Below are 17046 nucleotides of genomic sequence, written 5' to 3'. Positions count from 1 at the left end.
GCTTTCAGGTATACCCCGTGTCTCATTTCGCTGCTCGCCGCTGGTATGTCATTGCTTTCATGGCAGCAGGTCTGGTGCTCATGCCACTGTGCGTGCTCCTGCTTAGCTGGCAGCACATCGATACCGAGATCTGGTCGCACCTGTGGAGTACGCAGCTGCCCCGCCTGCTAGGCAATACCGTGATGCTTCTGATTGGCGTTGGGGTGGGCGTCACACTGTTGGGGGTAAGCCTGGCTTGGCTGACCAGCCTTTGCGAGTTTCCAGGCCGGCGTTGGCTGGATTGGGCCCTAATGTTGCCCTTTGCGATCCCAGCCTATGTATTGGCGTTCGTATTCGTGGGGCTGCTGGATTTTTCCGGTCCCGTACAGAGCTTTCTGCGCGAGCTGTTTCACATGCGCCTGCGGTTTCCACCAGTGCGATCAACGGGCGGTGTCATCATCGTCCTGGTGCTGGTGTTCTATCCCTACGTGTATCTTTTGGCCCGCAGCGCCTTTCTGGCGCAGGGCAGAGGGCTTACAGAGGCGGCCCGCACACTGGGGCTTTCGCCCTGGCAGGCCTTCTGGCGGATTGCTTTGCCAATGGCCTGGCCGGCCATTGGTGCTGGTCTGGCATTGGCCATCATGGAGACACTGGCCGATTTCGGTGCTGTTTCGGTATTCAATTTCGACACGTTCACCACGGCAATCTACAAGACGTGGTATGGCTTTTTCAGCCTCTCCAGCGCGGCCCAGCTGGCCAGTCTGCTCCTGCTTGGAGTCGGTGTGGTGCTGCTGGGAGAGCGCAGACTGCGTGGCGTAGCCCGGCCCGCCAATGAACGGGCTCGTAGCGGCGCGCTGTATCGGCTGACAGGCTGGAAGGCAATCCTTGCCACGGGCTGGTGCAGCCTTGTTTTTGCCTGCGCCTTTGCCGTTCCGGTCGTGCAGCTGGTCGTCTGGTTCTGGCAGCGTGGCCGTTTCGATCTGGATGAGCGCTATGTCGGTTTGATCCTGCATAGCCTGGGGCTGGGGCTGATTGCCGCGCTGCTGGCCGTAGGCGTAGGGTTGCTACTGGTGTTTGCTCGTCGTCAAGCGCCGCGCCGCACGGTTCGCTCCGCTATCGGGCTCGCCAACCTGGGCTATGCACTGCCGGGCTCGGTACTGGCGGTGGCTATCATGCTAGCCTTCAGTCTGCTGGACCGTGAGCTGATCGTGCCGATGTCTCAATGGCTGGGCGGTGCGGGCAAGCCGCTTCTGCTGGGAAGCCTGGGTGCGCTGCTGCTGGCTTATCTGATCCGCTTTCTGGCAGTCGCTTACGGGCCGCTGGAATCCGCTCTGGCGCGTATCCGCCGGTCCCTGCCAGAGGCTTCCCGGAGTCTGGGTATCGGCGGATTGGGGCTGTTCATTCGTGTGTATCTTCCACTGCTGACGCCAGGAGCGCTGTCGGCTGCCTTGTTGGTCTTCGTGGATGTACTCAAGGAGATGCCCGCCACGCTGCTGATGCGCCCGTTCGGCTGGGACACACTGGCTGTACGGATCTTCGAGATGACCAGTGAAGGCGAATGGGCGCGTGCGGCGCTGCCGGCTCTGACGCTGGTCCTGGTAGGGTTGTTGCCGGTCATTGGACTGATTCGTCGTTCGGCACGGCACTGATCGCGTCTGCCGCGGTCTGTGTCTGCCATCAAGACAGACGGGAGAAATTCAAACGCCCGCTTGTCATCTCGAACGACTACAATGCCGGCCGCTGCAGCCAGCCGGACAACAAGGAGATCCCCATGGGACAGCGCACCCCGCTTTACGACTTGCATGTGGCCCTGGGCGCCAAGCTTGTGGATTTCGGTGGCTGGGATATGCCGCTGCACTATGGATCGCAAGTCGAAGAGCATCATCAGGTGCGGCGTGACTGTGGTGTGTTCGATGTCTCCCATATGACCATTGTCGATATCGACGGTGCGCAGGCTGAAAGCTATCTCTCCCGCCTGCTGGTCGGTGACGTGGCGCGTCTTTCCGCGCCGGGCAAGGCGCTGTACTCCATCATGCTCAACGCCCATGGCGGCGTGGTGGACGATCTGATCCTGTATCGCCTCGAACAGGGCTATCGACTGGTTACCAATGCTTCGACCCGCGAAAAGGTGCTCATTTGGCTGGACGTGCAGTCCGAGGGGTACGCCGTTACCCTCACGCCCCGCCCGGAGCTGGCTATCCTGGCTATTCAAGGTCCAGAGGCCCGCGAGAAGGTTGCGGATGTAGTCTCGCCGGAGCGCGCCGAGCTAATTCGCTCACTCAAGCCGTTCCAGGCCATGCCGGAGGGACAATGGTTCATTGCCCGGACCGGCTATACCGGCGAGGATGGACTGGAGATCATCCTGCCTGCGGATGAAGTCGTCAGTTTTATGAATGAGCTAGTAGGGGCCGGAATCGGGCCGGTGGGGTTGGGGGCGCGCGATACGTTACGCCTGGAAGCCGGTTTGAACTTGTATGGTCATGAGATGGATGAGCATGTCTCTCCTCTGGCCTCCAATCTGGACTGGACCATTGCCTGGGCACCGGAAGGACGTGATTTCATTGGCCGCAAGGCCCTTGAGGAAGAGCGTGATGCCGGACCTCGCTCACGGTTGGTCGGCTTGGTGCTGGAGGAGCGAGGTGTGTTGCGCGCGCATCAGGTGGTACGTATCGCCGGTTGTGGCGAAGGCGAGATCACCAGCGGCAGCTATGCGCCTACCCTGGGCAAGTCCATTGCGCTGGCCCGAGTACCGGTAGAGACAGGAGACCGGGCTGAGGTCGAGATTCGTGGGAAATGGCTGCCGGTGCGTGTGGTCAAGCCGTGTTTTGTACGTTTTGGCAAGACACTTATTTGAGCACGTTGACAGGTAATCGGCTATTTTGCGCTTTTTTCACGTCAGGCGTGGCGAGCAGACCATTCGACACGCTACGCTTGGGCTATAACGATGAGCCGATTGCCTTACAAGGAGCCGAACATGAGCACGATTCCCGCTGAACTTCGCTATGCATCCAGCCACGAGTGGGCCCGCCAGGAAAGCGATGGCACTATCACGGTCGGCATTACCGACCATGCCCAGGAGGCGTTGGGTGATGTCGTGTTCATCGAGCTGCCTGAAGTGGGCAAAACACTGGCGGCTGGTCAGGAAGCAGGCGTTGTGGAATCGGTAAAGGCGGCATCGGATATCTATGCACCAGTTTCTGGTGAAGTCATCGCTGTAAACGAGGCGCTGGCTGATGCGCCTGAGCAAGTTAACACCGACGCCTACACGGCGTGGTTCTTCAAGATCAAGCCCAGCGATACGGCTGAGCTGGACAAGTTGATGGATGCCGACGCCTATAGCGCCGCTAACGACTGATCCCATTCAAAGAAAAAGCCCCGCCGGGCGATTCCGGCGGGGCTTTTTCATGGCCGCATGGTTTTACTGCTGGGCCGTCAGGATCTTGGTCGCCAAGTCGATATCGCTGGCGGAGCTTCCTGGCGTTGCGTTGCGCATTTCGCGCAGGGCGGCTTCCAGGTAAGGACCGCGAATTTCACCATTGCTTGCGAGGAAGGCGCTGGCGTCGTCCTGGGTTGCAATGACCATCTTGTGGTCGTCACGGCTGCTCAGGTAGGTCGAGCCGGTTGTCGCTCCTGAGGTGGCGACATGACGCCAGAATTTGGCATCGGCCATGGCAGATCCGGCAGCAAACGGCAGCAGTACAAGGGGAACCAATGCAAACTTCTTGAGGCGCATAGCAACATCTCCTTCTAAAGGTTCCCTTTAGATAAGGTGCGGGCCAAACGAGTTCCTTTGAAGGCAGAGTGCCTTCAAAGGACGTGAGCCGCTTGGCTTTCGAGCGGGTACTTGGTTCGAACTTAGGGCGCCTGAATCATTTCGTGGATCTTGCTGGCCAACGCATCGATATCGAAGGGCTTGGTCAGCATGTCCATATCCTTCCCCAGAAATTGGCTACGGATCTCGGCATTCTTGGCATAACCGGTAATGAACAGGACTTTCAGATTCGGTCGGTGCTTGCGCGCCACCTCTGCCAGCTGGCGGCCATTCATGCCGGGCAGCCCCACATCACTTACCAGGAGATCGATTCGCTGGTCGCTCTGGAGGAGAGGAATGGCCTGTTCGGCATCGCCGGCCTCGAAGGCGGTATAGCCAAGCTCGGACAGCACTTCGAGTACGATCATGCGTACCGCCGCCTCGTCCTCGACCACCAGTACCGTCTGGCCCTCCTGGGCGCGGGGCATTCCATGGGGTGTTTCGGTCACGAGAGTTTCCATTACAGGGTCGAGGTGGCGCGGCAACAACAAGGTGATGGCTGTTCCTCGTCCCACTTCACTATCGATCCGTACGTTTCCGCCGGATTGCTTGATAAAACCGTAGATCATTGCCAGACCAAGCCCAGTACCTTGTCCAGAGGGCTTGGTGGTAAAGAACGGCTCGAATGCCTTGGTCATGACTTCGGGTGTCATGCCTTGGCCGGTATCTTTGACCTGGATACGAATGTAATCGCCCGGTTCGATGGTTTCACGTCGTGCCGTTTCGGCGTCCAGGGTAACATTTGAGGTCTCGATGCTCAGGTCACCGCCATCCGGCATAGCATCGCGCGCGTTGATGACCAGATTGAGCAAGGCATTTTCAAGCTGGTGGGCATCGCTGAATGCCATCCACAGCTCAGTGTCCAGGTGTGTTCGGATTTTGATCTGCTCGCCTACGGTGCGGACGAACAGATCACGCAGGGAGTCGATAAGCTCGTTCAGATTGACCGGCTTCGTATCCAGGGTTTGACGACGGGCAAATGCCAGCAACCGATGGGTCAACGCTGAGGCTCGGTCGGCTGAAGCTGTGGCGGCATTGATGTAGCGATCCAGATCATCGGTACGGCCACTGATGACACGCATGCGGATAAGATCGAGCGCTCCGACGATTCCGGTCAGCATATTATTGAAATCATGCGCGATCCCACCGGTAAGCTGGCCGATGGCTTCCATCTTCTGAGACTGGCGCAAGGCCTCTTCCGCACGTTCACGCTCATAGATTTCCGTAATGAGTCGTGTATGGCTTTCGCCCAGCTCTTGCGTACGCTCGGCAATCTTGGCTTCCAGGGCATCGGTTGCTAGACGTGCCTCGGTAATGTCGACATTACAGCCGATGTAACCCAGGAACCCGCCTTTGTCGTCGAAGCGGGGGACGGCCTCGCAGCGCAGCCAGCGAACCTCACCTTGGATGTCTCGCACCCGTATTTCACTGCGGTAGAATTGACGCGCTTCGAAGGCCTGCTGGTACTCGGCAACGCAGTGTTCGCGGTCTTCCTCGAAAATCATGCGTGTCCATCCACCGTCCCGGGCACTTTCATAAGAAAGGCCATATTCGCGTTCGTAGCGGCTGTTGACGAAGAGGGTGTTACCTTCGGCATCCACGGCCCAGATCAGGGCCGGTGCGTTGTCCGCCATTAGCCGGAAGCGCGCCTCGCTCTGCCGGAGCGCCTGTTCAGAGTGGGCCCGCTCGATAGCCGCCCAGACGCGATCGGCGATATCGCGCAAAAAGCTGACTTCCTCATTGGACCAGGAGCGTACCTGGTTATCGCAGATGAACAGATAGGCTGCAAAGCGGCCATGCTCGATCAGAGGGACGCTGACAAAGGCCCTAACATCGTTGGGCTCATACAAGGCTTGATAGTCCCGGGTGCGCGGATCCTGCTCGACATCCTGAACCACAACAGCCTCGCCCCGTTGCAGTTCGTCAAGGTAGGTGCCGTAGTCACTAATATGGAACGTACCGGTCAGGCTAGTTGTACTATGGCTCCAGTCATGGGTAACAACAGCTGTTTCACCGTCAGGCTCGACTTGGGCATAACCAACCCGTGAAACATTCAGGATGTGCGCGAGGGTGCGGGAGACAATACCGCCGATATCATCGGTGTCGCTTGCTTCACGCAGGGCGTCACCCAGCTCGATCAGCGCCGTTTGTCGCTCGGCGGCAGCGGTGCGCTCCTGAATCTGGCGAGTGAGCTCGCGATTGATGGCGTTGAGCGCATCGGCATTCCGGCGCTCCTTGCTGATGTCTCGCGCAATGCCAATGATACGGCGGGTGCCATCCGGGTCGGTCACACGGCGGCCTCTCACGCTTAGCCAGACCGGTTCGGTGCTGCTATGGGCGCGTACGCGAAATTCCAATTGTGCTTCGCTATCGCTATCGCCAGCGGTAGCCGTCCTGAACATAGCCTGGACGCTCTCGCTGTCCTCCGGGTGCAGAATGTTGATGAGCAGATCGGTCACGCTGCGGGAGGCGCTGGCTGGAATACCGGTCATCTCGGTGATTCGGTTGTCCCAGGTGATCACATCGCGGTCGATATCGTAATCCCAGACACCCAGCGCCGCGACATCGACGGCAAGGCTGATCCGTTGTTCAGCCAGCCGCAGGTCTTCTGCAGCACGGGTACGCTCGACGACTACACGGATGCGTTCAGCCACTTCGCGAACCAGCGCAATATCTTCGGCCGACCAGCTGTGCGGGGTGCTGGCATGGACATACAGCACGCCCTTGAGCTGGCCCTTGTCATGCTGGGGAACCAGCATCATGGCGCGAATGGCCCATTGTTCGAGATTTTCCCGCTGGGCATGAGTACGTGGATCGGTAGCCGTATCGTCTATCACGATAATCGCACCGCTAACCAAGTCGGCATTCAAATCCGCGCTGAAGTCACTGAGCGAAAAGCTGCCGATTTCTGGAGTAACACTATTATCGTTCCAGCTGCTCTCGGCATTAAGCGCGCCAAAGCGGTCGAGCAGCGCATAGCCGATACGCTGTACGCCCAGTACGTTGCCAAGACTTTGGCCCAGGGCGTCGGCCACGTCGGTAGGCGTCAGGGTGCCGTGCAGGCGGTCCCCCAGTTCAAGCAGGAAGCGCTGGCGGTCGTGGGTACGAATCCGCTCGCTGATATCCATGAACGTGCAGATGGCGCCCTGCAGCTCGCCGTCACGCCAGATGGGCTCGGAGCGGTATTCGACGGGGAAGCGGCTACCGTCCTGGCGGAAAAACCAATCCTGCTCGATATGGTGGGGCGTGCCGGTGTTGGCTGTTTGGAAAATCGGGCATTCGGTTTCTGGGAGCGTCGTCCCGTCTGCACGGCTGTGGTGGATGATGCCGTGCAGGGCTCGCCCGAGAACCTGGCTGCGGTCAGCAAAGCCCAACATGCGCAAGAACGCCTCATTGCACAGTGTGGTCCTGCCCTGCTGATCTACAGAGTAGAACCCTTCGCTGATCGAGTCGATCAAGAGGCGTGTGAAGGCTTCGCTTTCAAGGCGCGCCGCTTCTGCCCGCTTGCGGTCATCAATGTCCAGCGCCACGCCCACCCAGCGCTCGATTTCGCCGGCTGCGTTGAACGCCGGGGTGACGCACGCTTCAAACCAGCGATATTGGCCGTCCGCAGCGCGGAAGGGCGCCTCGATCTTGGCAGCTGTACGGCGAAGGATGGTGTCACGCCAGGTGTTTTTGACGCGCTGGATATGATCCGGATGGACCGCTCGCATCCAGCTATCCGGATTCATGTCGTCCGGGTCAAGGCCGGTATAGGTGTACCAATAGCGGTTGGTGTATTCCATGAAACCGTGGCGGTCACCAAACCAGACGATCTGTGGGCTGACATCCATTAAAGCCCGGTAGCGGGCTTCGTTTTGCTCCGCTGTCCGCTGTTGCAGGCGTTCAGCTGTAAGGTCTTGCAGGGTCAGAAGGAATCCGTTGGTCTCGTCCCGCTCGGTCTGCAAGGCGTGGAGACTGTAGCTGGCCTGCAGGATGTGCTTGTCCTTGCGCAGGTAAAGCCCTTCGCCCTGATGATGCCCTTGTTGCCGAGCGTAGGTCAGCAAGGTCTGGGGAAGCTGGCGGGCTTGGTCTTCGGCCGTGAAGAGCAGTTCCAGCGACTGTCCGCTCAACTCATGCTCATCCCAACCCAGGGCCGATTCGGCGCCAGGGTTGCAGGTCAGTATGCGCCCCTGGTTATCCAGAATCAGCAGTGCCTGACCCGGCTGGTTATGCATCAGCTGACGGTTCATCGACTCGCTGCGTTCGTACGCAGCCTTCACCAGGCGCAGATCCAGGAGCTGCATGACCTGCCGGCCAAGTGCCTCAAGGGATTGCGTCTGGGCTGCAGTCAGAACACGAGGCTGCCAGTCCAGCACACACAGCGTTCCAAGCGGTATGCCGGCAGATGACACCAGCGGAACGCCGGCATAGAAGCGCAGACCGTCTGCGGTCTTGACGAGCGGATTGCTGGCGAAGCGATCATCCCCACGTAGATCGGGAATCACCACCGGGCCTGGGTGCTCAATGGTCTTGGCGCAAATGGAGAGATGCAAAGGCATCTCCCGCACGCCAAAGCCTTTTTCAGCCAGAAACCATTCCCGATTCTCGGCAATCAGGTTGATGACAGCGATGGGCGCATGGCAGATCTGCGAGGCCAGCTGGACGATATCGTCAAAGGCGGGCTCGGAGGGGGCGTCGAGGATGTCGTAACGGTCAAGCTCCGCGAGTCGCTCGCGTTCGCTCCAGCCTGTTGGCAGTACGGGGGCATTACTCAACACAGGCTCCGCATGATTCATCATCGTCCATAAAACCCATATACAACATCAGGGAATTTCCATTCTGCGTCACTTCATTATGCAGTGATACCCTTTTTTGGCGAAGTTCATAGATCATTCATCGCTCGCTTTGTGGTGTAACGCGGAGGACTTCTTCCATAGTAGTCAAACCTGCCGCAATTTTTTGCGCACCGGAAAGACGAAGGCTTCGCATGCCCTCTTTGAAGGCCTGTCGACGCAGCGCCGTGATATCGGTATCCGGTGAAATCAACTGTCGGGTCGCATCCGAAAGCACCATGATTTCGTACACGCCAGCCCGGCCTCGATAGCCCGTATCACGGCATTCAGAGCAGCCTACGGGCTGCATGGCACCGGTGGGAAGCGGCGCGCTCCAGGGGCGGGTAAGCTCCTGCCAGTCCTGCTCGTTGAGCTCGATCGGCGCTTTGCAATGGGGGCAGAGCGTCCGCACCAGACGCTGCGCCATGACGCCCAACACCGTTGCCCGAATCAGATAATAGGGCACACCGAGCTCGATCAGGCGGCTGATGGAGCTGGGTGCATCGTTGGTGTGCAGGGTGGAGAGCACCAGGTGGCCGGTGAGGGCTGCCTGGATGGCCATCTCTGCCGTCTCCAAGTCGCGGATCTCACCGATCATGATGATATCGGGGTCCTGACGCATCAGAGCACGCACACCGCTAGCGAAATTTACCTCAATGTTGTGCTGCACCTGCATCTGATTGAACGAGTCCTCGACCATTTCGATCGGGTCCTCGATGGTGCACACGTTGACTTCCGGCGTCGCTAGCTGCTTGAGCGTGGTGTACAGCGTCGTGGTCTTACCGGAACCGGTCGGGCCGGTTACCAAGATGATGCCGTTGGGCTGGCCGGTCATGGCGGACCAGCGGCGCAGGTCATCGGCCGAAAAGCCCAGCTGGTCAAAACTCTTGAGCAACACATCAGGGTCGAAGATACGCATCACCAGCTTTTCGCCAAAGGCGGTCGGCATGGTGGAAAGGCGTAGTTCCACTTCTTTGTCGCCGGGCATGCGCGTCTTGACGCGACCGTCCTGCGGCTTGCGCTTCTCGGCCACATTCATGCGGCCCAGGTTCTTGATGCGGCTGATAACTGCCAGGGTTACCTGCGCTGGAAACTGGTAAACGCTATGGAGCACGCCATCGATACGAAAGCGAACGGTACCCTGATCACGGCGCGGCTCTACGTGAATATCACTGGCGCGTTGTTGGAAGGCGTACTGGAATAGCCAGTCCACGATGTTGACGATATGGGCGTCGTTGGCGTCCGGTTCCTGATCGCTGGCGCCGAGGTTGACCAGCTGTTCGAAGTTGCCGACATTGATGCCGCGCTGCTCGACTGCCGAGGCGCCGCTGACCGATTTGGCCAGGCGGAAGAATTCCTGTGTGTAGCGTTGAATGTCGACAGGGTTGGCCACCACACGCTTGATGGGTCGTTTGAGCACATGGGTGAGGTTGCTCTCCCAGCTGCTGACAAACGGCTGGGCGCTGGCAATGGTCACCTCATCGGGAGCAACGGCCACCGCCAGGATCTTGTTGCGCTGGGCGAAGGCGTAGGACATCAGTGGCGTGATCGAGGCTACGTCAATCTTCAACGGATCGATCCGGAAGTAGGGCTGGCCAGAAAACTCTGCCAGCCACTGAGTCAGGGTTTCCAGGTCCAGTTTCTTCCCGGGACGCTTCAAATCTTCTACGTTCTGGGCGGCCAGAAATTCGAGCGGGTGCTGCTGGGGATTATTAGCGCCGCGGCGAATGGTCAGACATTGCTCGGCGGCCTGCTGGTCGATCCGACCTTGTGTAACCAATTCACGCAGGACGTCGGAGAGCTCCAGCCAACGGTCCTGAGCGGGGGATGCGATAGCGGACATGCAGGTCTCCTCGTCTGTAATGTACTGCTTTAACCTTCGATCGGGGCGCCTGGCCGTACGGATAACGGCAGACAGCAGTTTCGTTTGATCGTCAGGCTTGCGCTCGGCCGCTTATACACAGCTGAGCCTTTAGGCTATAGGAAGTTCGGTGCGTCCGACGATACGTCAATGAGCGCCAGATAGGCGCCCAGAGGTTGGCTGATCATTATATGAACAGCGCCGTCGCGGTGAAATCATGGCGCACCGCCATTAGGGCCGGTACGCCATGCTGTCTGATTAGCGGGGCAGGGCTTTCCAGGCTGGCAGTGAAATAAGCGTTCGTGCCTGGTTGGCTACTGCGTCGTGTTGCTCATGGGCGATCAGCGCTGGCAGCTTGGCAAGCTCGCCATAGAGACGATCCGTTTCGGGCAGGTCAAGCACCGGACGGGCGAGGCGTAGCCAGACCAGCATACGCTCGACGCGTGGCAACTGCTCTGCTACCAGCTCGGGCTGGTTCATGCCGCGCTGAAGAGGAATGGCATCAGCCTCTTCGCTCAAGGTTCGGGGCAACCACTTGCCCAACGACAGCTGGCCTAGCTTGTTGCCTCGGTCATTACGAGCTTCTGTCCAGCGACGATCATGCAGCCACCGGGCCGCCACCAACGAGAAGTGGCCCCAGCGTGGCTTTGCCAACTCGTTGGCAAAGCGCTCTGGTGCCTGCTGACGTGCTTCTTCATCTTCTTGGCCAATGGTTGCAAACGTTTTCCAATCCGCCAGCAGCGCGTCCAGTGCCTGGCGCAGGTCACGGCTGGACGTACGGGGAACTGCCTGGCCCAGACTGCTCAGCAGCGCCCGCAGGTCGACGAGTTGATGTACCCACTCTACAAGCAGACGCCAATGGCCATTCCAGCGGTATTGTTCTGCCAGACGCTGGCTGCTGCCGAGCAGGTGCCAGGCAATGGCCGCGAATGCGTCATCTAGGGTGGTTTCCGCCGTCAGGGTAGGGGGCGTTAGATGCAAGGTGTAGCTGGCTGCATCGTGCAGGCGATAGCCGCGTTCGGCCTTGCTGATGTCGCAAGGCATTAGCGGCAGGTCAGCCGCCAGCTGTTCAGCCAGCTCAAGAAGGTCGGCCGGCTCGCCCTCGCGCAGCTCAAGCTCCAGCTCGCAGATGGCTTCCTGATGTTCGCCAGCCAGGACCGCACCCTGGTCCAGCGCTGCCTCGACTACAGCACGGCTCTTGCCGCGTTCCCATGCGATATCGGCATAGTCGCGAGTGAAATCGGTTGTGAAGATCGGCTTGAGCTGGTGTTTGTCCAGATCAGCCAGAGCCGCTGGCCAGCATTCAGGGCCCAGCAGGCTGGTGTCCAGGTCTGGACCGCTCAGGTTCCACTCCCACTCGTTGCGCTCGGACAGGCCTGCCATGCTCTGGCCGCGGCTCTTGAGGGTCTGGATGTACTGGTCACCATCGCGACGGACCCGCAGCGCCACTCGGGCATGGGCCAGCTCACGGGTGTCGGTGTCGTAGTATTGGTTGTATAGCTCGCGGCGCTTCCAACCTTCCTTGTTGCGTTTTTTCAGCACAGGGTGCTCACGCAGGGCAGCAAGGGTTTCGGGAGTCGCGCGTAATTTGATTTCGGTTTCTTTGGCCATGGCAAAAAGGTCTGGTGCCTGAAAGATCTGTGAAGTGAAGCGTTCGACCGGCGCCTTGGCGCAGCGGTATAGCTAGGCCGGCAAGGCTCGCTGGGCTATGAGTCGACTGATTGGGTATCAGTGTATCTAACCCTGCGGCCCATGACAGGAGATTCGCATGGCGCTGGCGTCATCTTTTCGAGGAGCGGCGTTGACCCGGTCATTCAGCACTCTAAGATGGGAGCTAGCCGAAGGAGTACGCCCATGCCCATCCCCGCGCTCAAACAGCAATTCAAGGCCCTGTTGGCCGAGTCGTCCGTCAGTTGCACACAACCACAGCTGGACCAGTCCAACGCGGGCGTCATTACGCAGTTGTCGAGCTGGTTGGGGGATCTGGGCTTTCGCTGTGAGACCCAGGAGATTCTGCCCGGCAAATACAACCTGATCGCGACCTATGGCAGCGGACCGGGTGGGCTGGTTCTATCCGGGCATACTGACACGGTGCCTTACGATGAGCCGCTCTGGGCCAGCGACCCGCTAACACTACGTGAGGCGGATGATCGCTGGTATGGGTTGGGTAGCTGCGACATGAAGGGCTTTTTCGCCTTGGTGATCGAGGCGGTTCGTACGCTGATCGACCAGCCGTTCCGTCATCCCCTGATCATCCTGGCGACCTGTGATGAAGAATGCTCCATGGACGGTGCCCGGGCAATCGCCGAGGCGGGCAGGCCATTGGGGCGTGCCGCGGTGATCGGCGAGCCGACCAGTCTCAGGCCCATCCGCATGCACAAGGGCATCATGATGGAGCGTATCGATATCTTGGGGCAGAGCGGCCATTCTTCTGACCCGAGCCTTGGACGAAGCGCCATGGAGGCCATGCATGCCGTCATGGGCGAACTCATGGCGCTGCGGCAGCAGTGGCAGCATGAGCACCACAACCCTTTTTTCAACGTGCCGCAGCCGACCCTGAATCTGGGCTGTATCCACGGTGGTGACAATCCCAACCGGATCTGCGGGCAGTGTGCGTTAGAGTTTGACCTGCGTCCCCTGCCGGGCATGCAGGCGGACGAGCTGCGCAATCTGATCAAGGGGCGGCTGAGACCGATTGCAGAGCGCCATGCCGTCAAGATCGACTACCAACCCTTGTTTCCGGCGGTTCCACCCTTCGAGCAGTCAGCTACCAGCGAACTGGTCCGCATCGCCGAACAACTCACCGGCTGCGAGGCCCAGGCGGTAGCCTTTGGCACCGAAGCGCCGTATCTTCAACAGCTGGGGATCGAGACGTTGGTCATGGGGCCTGGAAATATTGCCTGCGCCCATCAGCCAGACGAACATCTGGAGCTTTCCCAGATCGAACCAACCGTAAAGGTGCTTCGTCAATTGATTCACCATTACTGCATAACGCTACCAATAGCCAAGGAGTGACCGTGTTGCTGCGACGACGATGAACGAGATCTCACCGTTCACCTTTTACTTTTGCTGCACAAGGTTTTCTCTTTAATGCACGATTACGTTAATTGGCTTCGCCACGCGTCTCCCTACATTAATGCTCACCGTGACCGGACCTTTGTGGTCATGCTGCCTGGCGACGGGCTGGAGCATCCAAATTTCGGCAATATCGTCCATGACCTCGTGCTGCTGCACAGCCTGGGTGTGCGCCTGGTACTGGTGCATGGCTCGCGGCCACAGATCGAGACTCGACTGGCTGCGCGCGGTATTGCCCCACGCTTTCACCGTGACCTGCGCATTACCGATGCTGCGACGCTGGAGTGCGTGATCGATGCCGTGGGCAGTCTGCGCCTGTCCATCGAGGCCCGTCTGTCCATGGACATGGCTGCCTCCCCCATGCAGGGCGCGCGATTGCGGGTAGCCAGTGGCAACCTCGTCACGGCGCGACCCTACGGTATCCATGACGGTGTCGATTTTCACCATACCGGTGAGGTCCGCCGCATCGACCGCAAGGGCATCAGTCGTCTTCTGGATGAGCGCACTATTGTGCTGCTGTCACCGCTGGGGTATTCGCCCACCGGGGAGATTTTCAATATTGCCTGTGAAGATGTTGCGACCCGTGCCGCTGTCGATCTGGCCGCCGACAAGCTGGTGCTCTACGGCGCCGAGCAAGGTCTGCTGGATGCCGAAGGCAACCTGATCCGTGAGCTACGTCCTCAACAAGTGCCGCCGCATCTGGAGCGGCTTGGCAGTGGCAACTACCAGGCGGAGCTGCTGGATGCGGCCGCTCAGGCCTGCCGGGGTGGGGTGCGCCGCACGCATATCGTGAGCTACGCCGAGGATGGCGCGCTGCTCAACGAACTCTTTACCCGCAGCGGTAGCGGCACGCTGGTGGCGCAGGAGCAGTTCGAGTCCATTCGCGAGGCGGATATTGGCGATGTGGGCGGTCTGATCGAACTGATCCGTCCGCTGGAAGAACAGGGGATTTTGGTACGCCGCTCGCGGGAAGTACTGGAGCGGGAGATCGACAAGTTCAGTATCGTCGAGCGGGAAGGGCTCATTATCGCCTGTGCCGCGCTGTATCCGATCGCTGATTCAAACGCAGGCGAGCTGGCCTGTCTGGCGGTCAATCCCGACTATCGACATGGTGGGCGGGGGGACGAGTTGCTGGAACGCATCGAGCAGAGGGCCCGCACTCAAGGCATCAAGACCTTGTTCGTCCTGACGACCCGCACGGCTCACTGGTTTCGCGAGCGAGGCTTTGAGCCCAGCAGCGTTGACCGACTGCCCAGTGCCCGTGCATCGCTGTACAACTATCAGCGCAACTCAAAGATTTTTGAAAAAGCGCTATAGGTGATTCTGGCCGGACAGCCCGGCCAGAGCCCGAACGCTACACGCTCAGCGTGCCGAGGATGCTGGCTTGGTAGGCTGCCGCAAAGGTATCGAAGTCGCCTTGGTCGGCAGTCTCCAGTTCTTCTTGATCCTTCAATGACTTTTCTGCCATCTGCTCGAAAAGGGCCTGCTGTTCGGGGCTTAGCTCAGCCTGGCGGAAATAGTCAGCATGGACCTTGCTCTGTCGCAGAGAGAATTCGGCAAAGCTTTCGCCATGCTCGCGCATTTCAGCCAGGACTCGAGCCGAAGGCGTCAGGGCCGGGTTGATAAACTTGTGGCGCTGCTCTTCGACTGATGCATGGTAGGCGTTGCCACCGTAGGCGGTATCCAGCAGTTTGGCACAGCGATCAATGCAGCCCAGCAGCCGCTCGGCCCAGTCCAACATCGAAATCGGAGCGCCCTGGCGTTGTAGGAACAAGCCTGGCTTGCGGCCTTCCTTTACAACCTTGGTAAAGTTCTGCGTACATTCGCCACACTCGCCGTTCAGCGGCGGACTTTCCTCAAGGGCGCAGAACAGCAGGAACGCATCCAGGAAACGTGACTCCACCACGTCGATGCCCAGTGGCAGGAACGGGTTGATATCCAGGCACCGGACTTCGATGTACTGCACGCCCCGAGCAATCAGTGCCTGGACGGGACGCTCGCCCGTACGGGTAACCCGCTTGGGCCGGATGTTCGAGTAATACTCGTTTTCAATCTGCAGGATATTGGTGTTGAGTTGCACCCACTCACCATCGCGGTGAGTGCCGATTTCAGCGTAAGGCGGGTAGGGCGTCGCCACTGCCTTACGCAGGCTCTCCGTGTAGCTCTGCAGGTCGTTGTAACACGGCGTCAGGCTGGCTTGCGCCTCGCTCTGATAGCCCAGGTCGCTCATGCGCAGACTGGTCGCGTACGGCAGGTACAGCGTGTCGGCATCAAAGGTCTCCAGCTGATGCGGGCGGCCACGCATGAATCCGACATCCAGCGCAGGAGAGGCACCGAACAGATACATCAGCATCCAGCTGTAACGGCGGAAGTTACGGATCAGCGCAATATAGCGGGAGGATTGGTAGTCACGATCGCTACGGGTATCGCCTTCGGCCTGGCGTAATAAGGGCCAGAGCGTTTCCGGCAGCGAAAAGTTGTAATGGATACCAGCGATGCACTGCATGGTCCGACCGTAGCGCACGGCCAGCCCGCGGCGGTAGACATGCTTGAGCTTGCCTATATGGGAATCGCCATAATGGGCAATCGGAATCTGCTCTTCCTCCGGCAGCGGACACGGCATCGACGGGCTCCACAGGAGCTCACCGTCAAGCTGTCGCGTAGCGAAGCGGTGAATGATGTCGAGCTGCTCAAGCACCTTGGCAGGGTCATGCGCCGTGGGAGTAATGAATTCAAGCAGGGCTTCGGAGTAGTCCGTCGTGATCTGAGGGTGAGTCAGAGCCGAGCCCAGGGCTGCCGGATGAGGTGTCTGAGCCAATTGGCCGTGCTCGTCCACACGCAGGGTTTCACGTTCGATGCCGTGCTGACACTTAGTCAACAGCGACAGATGGGCAGAATCGCCGAGCAGGGCCAGGCGGCGGGTCAAGATATCGCTCAAGATGTTTTCCTTCACTCGACAGTGGCCCCACTATGGGGATGAGTGAGCCGGTGTACAAGTCTGTCGAATAGACTTCAATAGGCCTACCGCGGTTGCATCCGAAAGTGGACGAAGTGCACCGCGGGTACGATCGCCGTTGTGGCAGGGTAAAAGCCCGGCGCAGAACACGCCGGGCGAACGCATTACAGGCAGGCGAACGTCGCCTGGGCCTTGGCCACCAACTTATCGTTCTGATGCACTTCCGCTTCGATGACGTGCGTTTTGCGCCCGGGATGGATCACCTTGGCGCGGCAGACGATTTCACCGTCGCTGACGCCCCGAATGTAGTTGACCTTGCACTCCAGGGTCACGCTGCCTGGCTTGCCCTCGAACAGGCTGTGACTGGCCTGTCCAAGCGCTGTATCGATCAGCGAGAACAACGCGCCACCATGCATCTTGCCGTGCAAGTTGAGCAGCTTGTCCTGCATGCTCATCCGGACTTCGGATTCTCCCTGCTCGGCTTTGAGGATACGCATCCCCAGCAGCTGGCTGAACGCACTGTCATTACCTGCCACGGACTGGCTCATGG

The 17046-nt window shown here is 59.4% G+C and carries 11 protein-coding genes; 5 read left to right on the top strand and 6 right to left on the bottom strand.

The genetic code is table 11. The features are described 5' to 3' along the window. Positions 1-17 precede the first annotated feature (17 nt). The 3 genes from B3729_RS03770 to gcvH all read left to right on the top strand — a co-directional run bounded on the left by B3729_RS03770 (position 18) and on the right by gcvH (position 3334). Entirely contained in the window at positions 18-1628 is a 1611-nt protein-coding gene (locus tag B3729_RS03770; RefSeq protein ID WP_286787096.1) for an ABC transporter permease, read from the top strand. A 122-nt stretch (positions 1629-1750) separates the two neighbouring features. Then, on the top strand, positions 1751-2833 hold the full coding sequence (gene gcvT, locus B3729_RS03765) for a glycine cleavage system aminomethyltransferase GcvT (RefSeq protein ID WP_074821585.1): 1083 nt from the start codon (positions 1751-1753) through the stop codon (positions 2831-2833). Positions 2834-2953: 120 nt separating this feature from the next. Next, positions 2954-3334 carry a glycine cleavage system protein GcvH gene (gcvH, locus tag B3729_RS03760; protein ID WP_286787095.1) on the top strand — a complete coding sequence of 127 codons (381 nt, stop codon included), beginning with the start codon at positions 2954-2956 and terminating at the stop codon, positions 3332-3334. Positions 3335-3397: 63 nt separating this feature from the next. Here the strand turns inward: gcvH and B3729_RS03755 are convergent, their stop codons facing one another. The 4 genes from B3729_RS03755 to B3729_RS03740 form a co-directional block, all read right to left on the bottom strand. Then, positions 3398-3712: a DUF2388 domain-containing protein gene (locus tag B3729_RS03755; RefSeq protein ID WP_010796716.1), complete on the bottom strand. Its 315-nt coding sequence runs from the start codon at positions 3710-3712 to the stop codon at positions 3398-3400. Positions 3713-3834: 122 nt separating this feature from the next. Continuing rightward, entirely contained in the window at positions 3835-8547 is a 4713-nt protein-coding gene (locus B3729_RS03750; protein WP_286787094.1) for a PAS domain S-box protein, read from the bottom strand. A gap of 118 nt (positions 8548-8665) precedes the next feature. Further along, positions 8666-10447 (bottom strand): GspE/PulE family protein, encoded by a 1782-nt coding sequence (locus B3729_RS03745; protein WP_125888634.1) that lies wholly within the window; start codon positions 10445-10447, stop codon positions 8666-8668. A 276-nt stretch (positions 10448-10723) separates the two neighbouring features. Beyond that, entirely contained in the window at positions 10724-12076 is a 1353-nt protein-coding gene (locus tag B3729_RS03740) for an inorganic triphosphatase (RefSeq protein ID WP_010796720.1), read from the bottom strand. 243 nt (positions 12077-12319) lie between these two features. Between B3729_RS03740 and argE the strand changes: the two genes are divergently transcribed. Both argE and argA read left to right on the top strand, forming a co-directional pair. Next, a complete protein-coding gene (gene argE / locus B3729_RS03735) occupies positions 12320-13480 on the top strand; it encodes an acetylornithine deacetylase (protein ID WP_074821597.1) in 1161 nt (386 codons plus the stop codon). 75 nt (positions 13481-13555) lie between these two features. After that, the gene (gene argA, locus B3729_RS03730; RefSeq protein ID WP_286787093.1) at positions 13556-14857 is read left to right on the top strand and encodes an amino-acid N-acetyltransferase; all 1302 of its coding nucleotides are present in this window, start codon (positions 13556-13558) and stop codon (positions 14855-14857) included. A 37-nt stretch (positions 14858-14894) separates the two neighbouring features. Here argA and gshA read toward each other — a convergent pair whose 3' ends face one another. After that, on the bottom strand, positions 14895-16478 hold the full coding sequence (gene gshA, locus B3729_RS03725; RefSeq protein ID WP_286787092.1) for a glutamate--cysteine ligase: 1584 nt from the start codon (positions 16476-16478) through the stop codon (positions 14895-14897). Between the two features lie 182 nt (positions 16479-16660). After that, the gene (locus tag B3729_RS03720; RefSeq protein WP_010796724.1) at positions 16661-17044 is read right to left on the bottom strand and encodes a PaaI family thioesterase; all 384 of its coding nucleotides are present in this window, start codon (positions 17042-17044) and stop codon (positions 16661-16663) included. Positions 17045-17046 lie beyond the last annotated feature (2 nt).

The organism is Pseudomonas sp. UBA3149 (assembly GCF_002364655.1).
GTDB lineage: Bacteria > Pseudomonadota > Gammaproteobacteria > Pseudomonadales > Pseudomonadaceae > Chryseomonas > Chryseomonas luteola.
Note: the sequence above shows the minus strand (reverse complement) of the source record. Positions and strands in the feature narration are given on the sequence as shown.

Bases quoted from the DNA above. Each gene is read 5' to 3' on its own strand.
- gcvT (WP_074821585.1), top strand. From the start codon at position 1,751: ATGGGACAGCGCACCCCGCTTTACGACTTGCATGTGGCCCTGGGCGCC.
- argA (WP_286787093.1), top strand. From the start codon at position 13,556: ATGCACGATTACGTTAATTGGCTTCGCCACGCGTCTCCCTACATTAAT.
- B3729_RS03740 (WP_010796720.1), bottom strand. From the start codon at position 12,076: ATGGCCAAAGAAACCGAAATCAAATTACGCGCGACTCCCGAAACCCTT.
- gcvH (WP_286787095.1), top strand. From the start codon at position 2,954: ATGAGCACGATTCCCGCTGAACTTCGCTATGCATCCAGCCACGAGTGG.
- B3729_RS03745 (WP_125888634.1), bottom strand. From the start codon at position 10,447: ATGTCCGCTATCGCATCCCCCGCTCAGGACCGTTGGCTGGAGCTCTCC.
- argE (WP_074821597.1), top strand. From the start codon at position 12,320: ATGCCCATCCCCGCGCTCAAACAGCAATTCAAGGCCCTGTTGGCCGAG.
- B3729_RS03720 (WP_010796724.1), bottom strand. From the start codon at position 17,044: ATGAGCCAGTCCGTGGCAGGTAATGACAGTGCGTTCAGCCAGCTGCTG.
- B3729_RS03755 (WP_010796716.1), bottom strand. From the start codon at position 3,712: ATGCGCCTCAAGAAGTTTGCATTGGTTCCCCTTGTACTGCTGCCGTTT.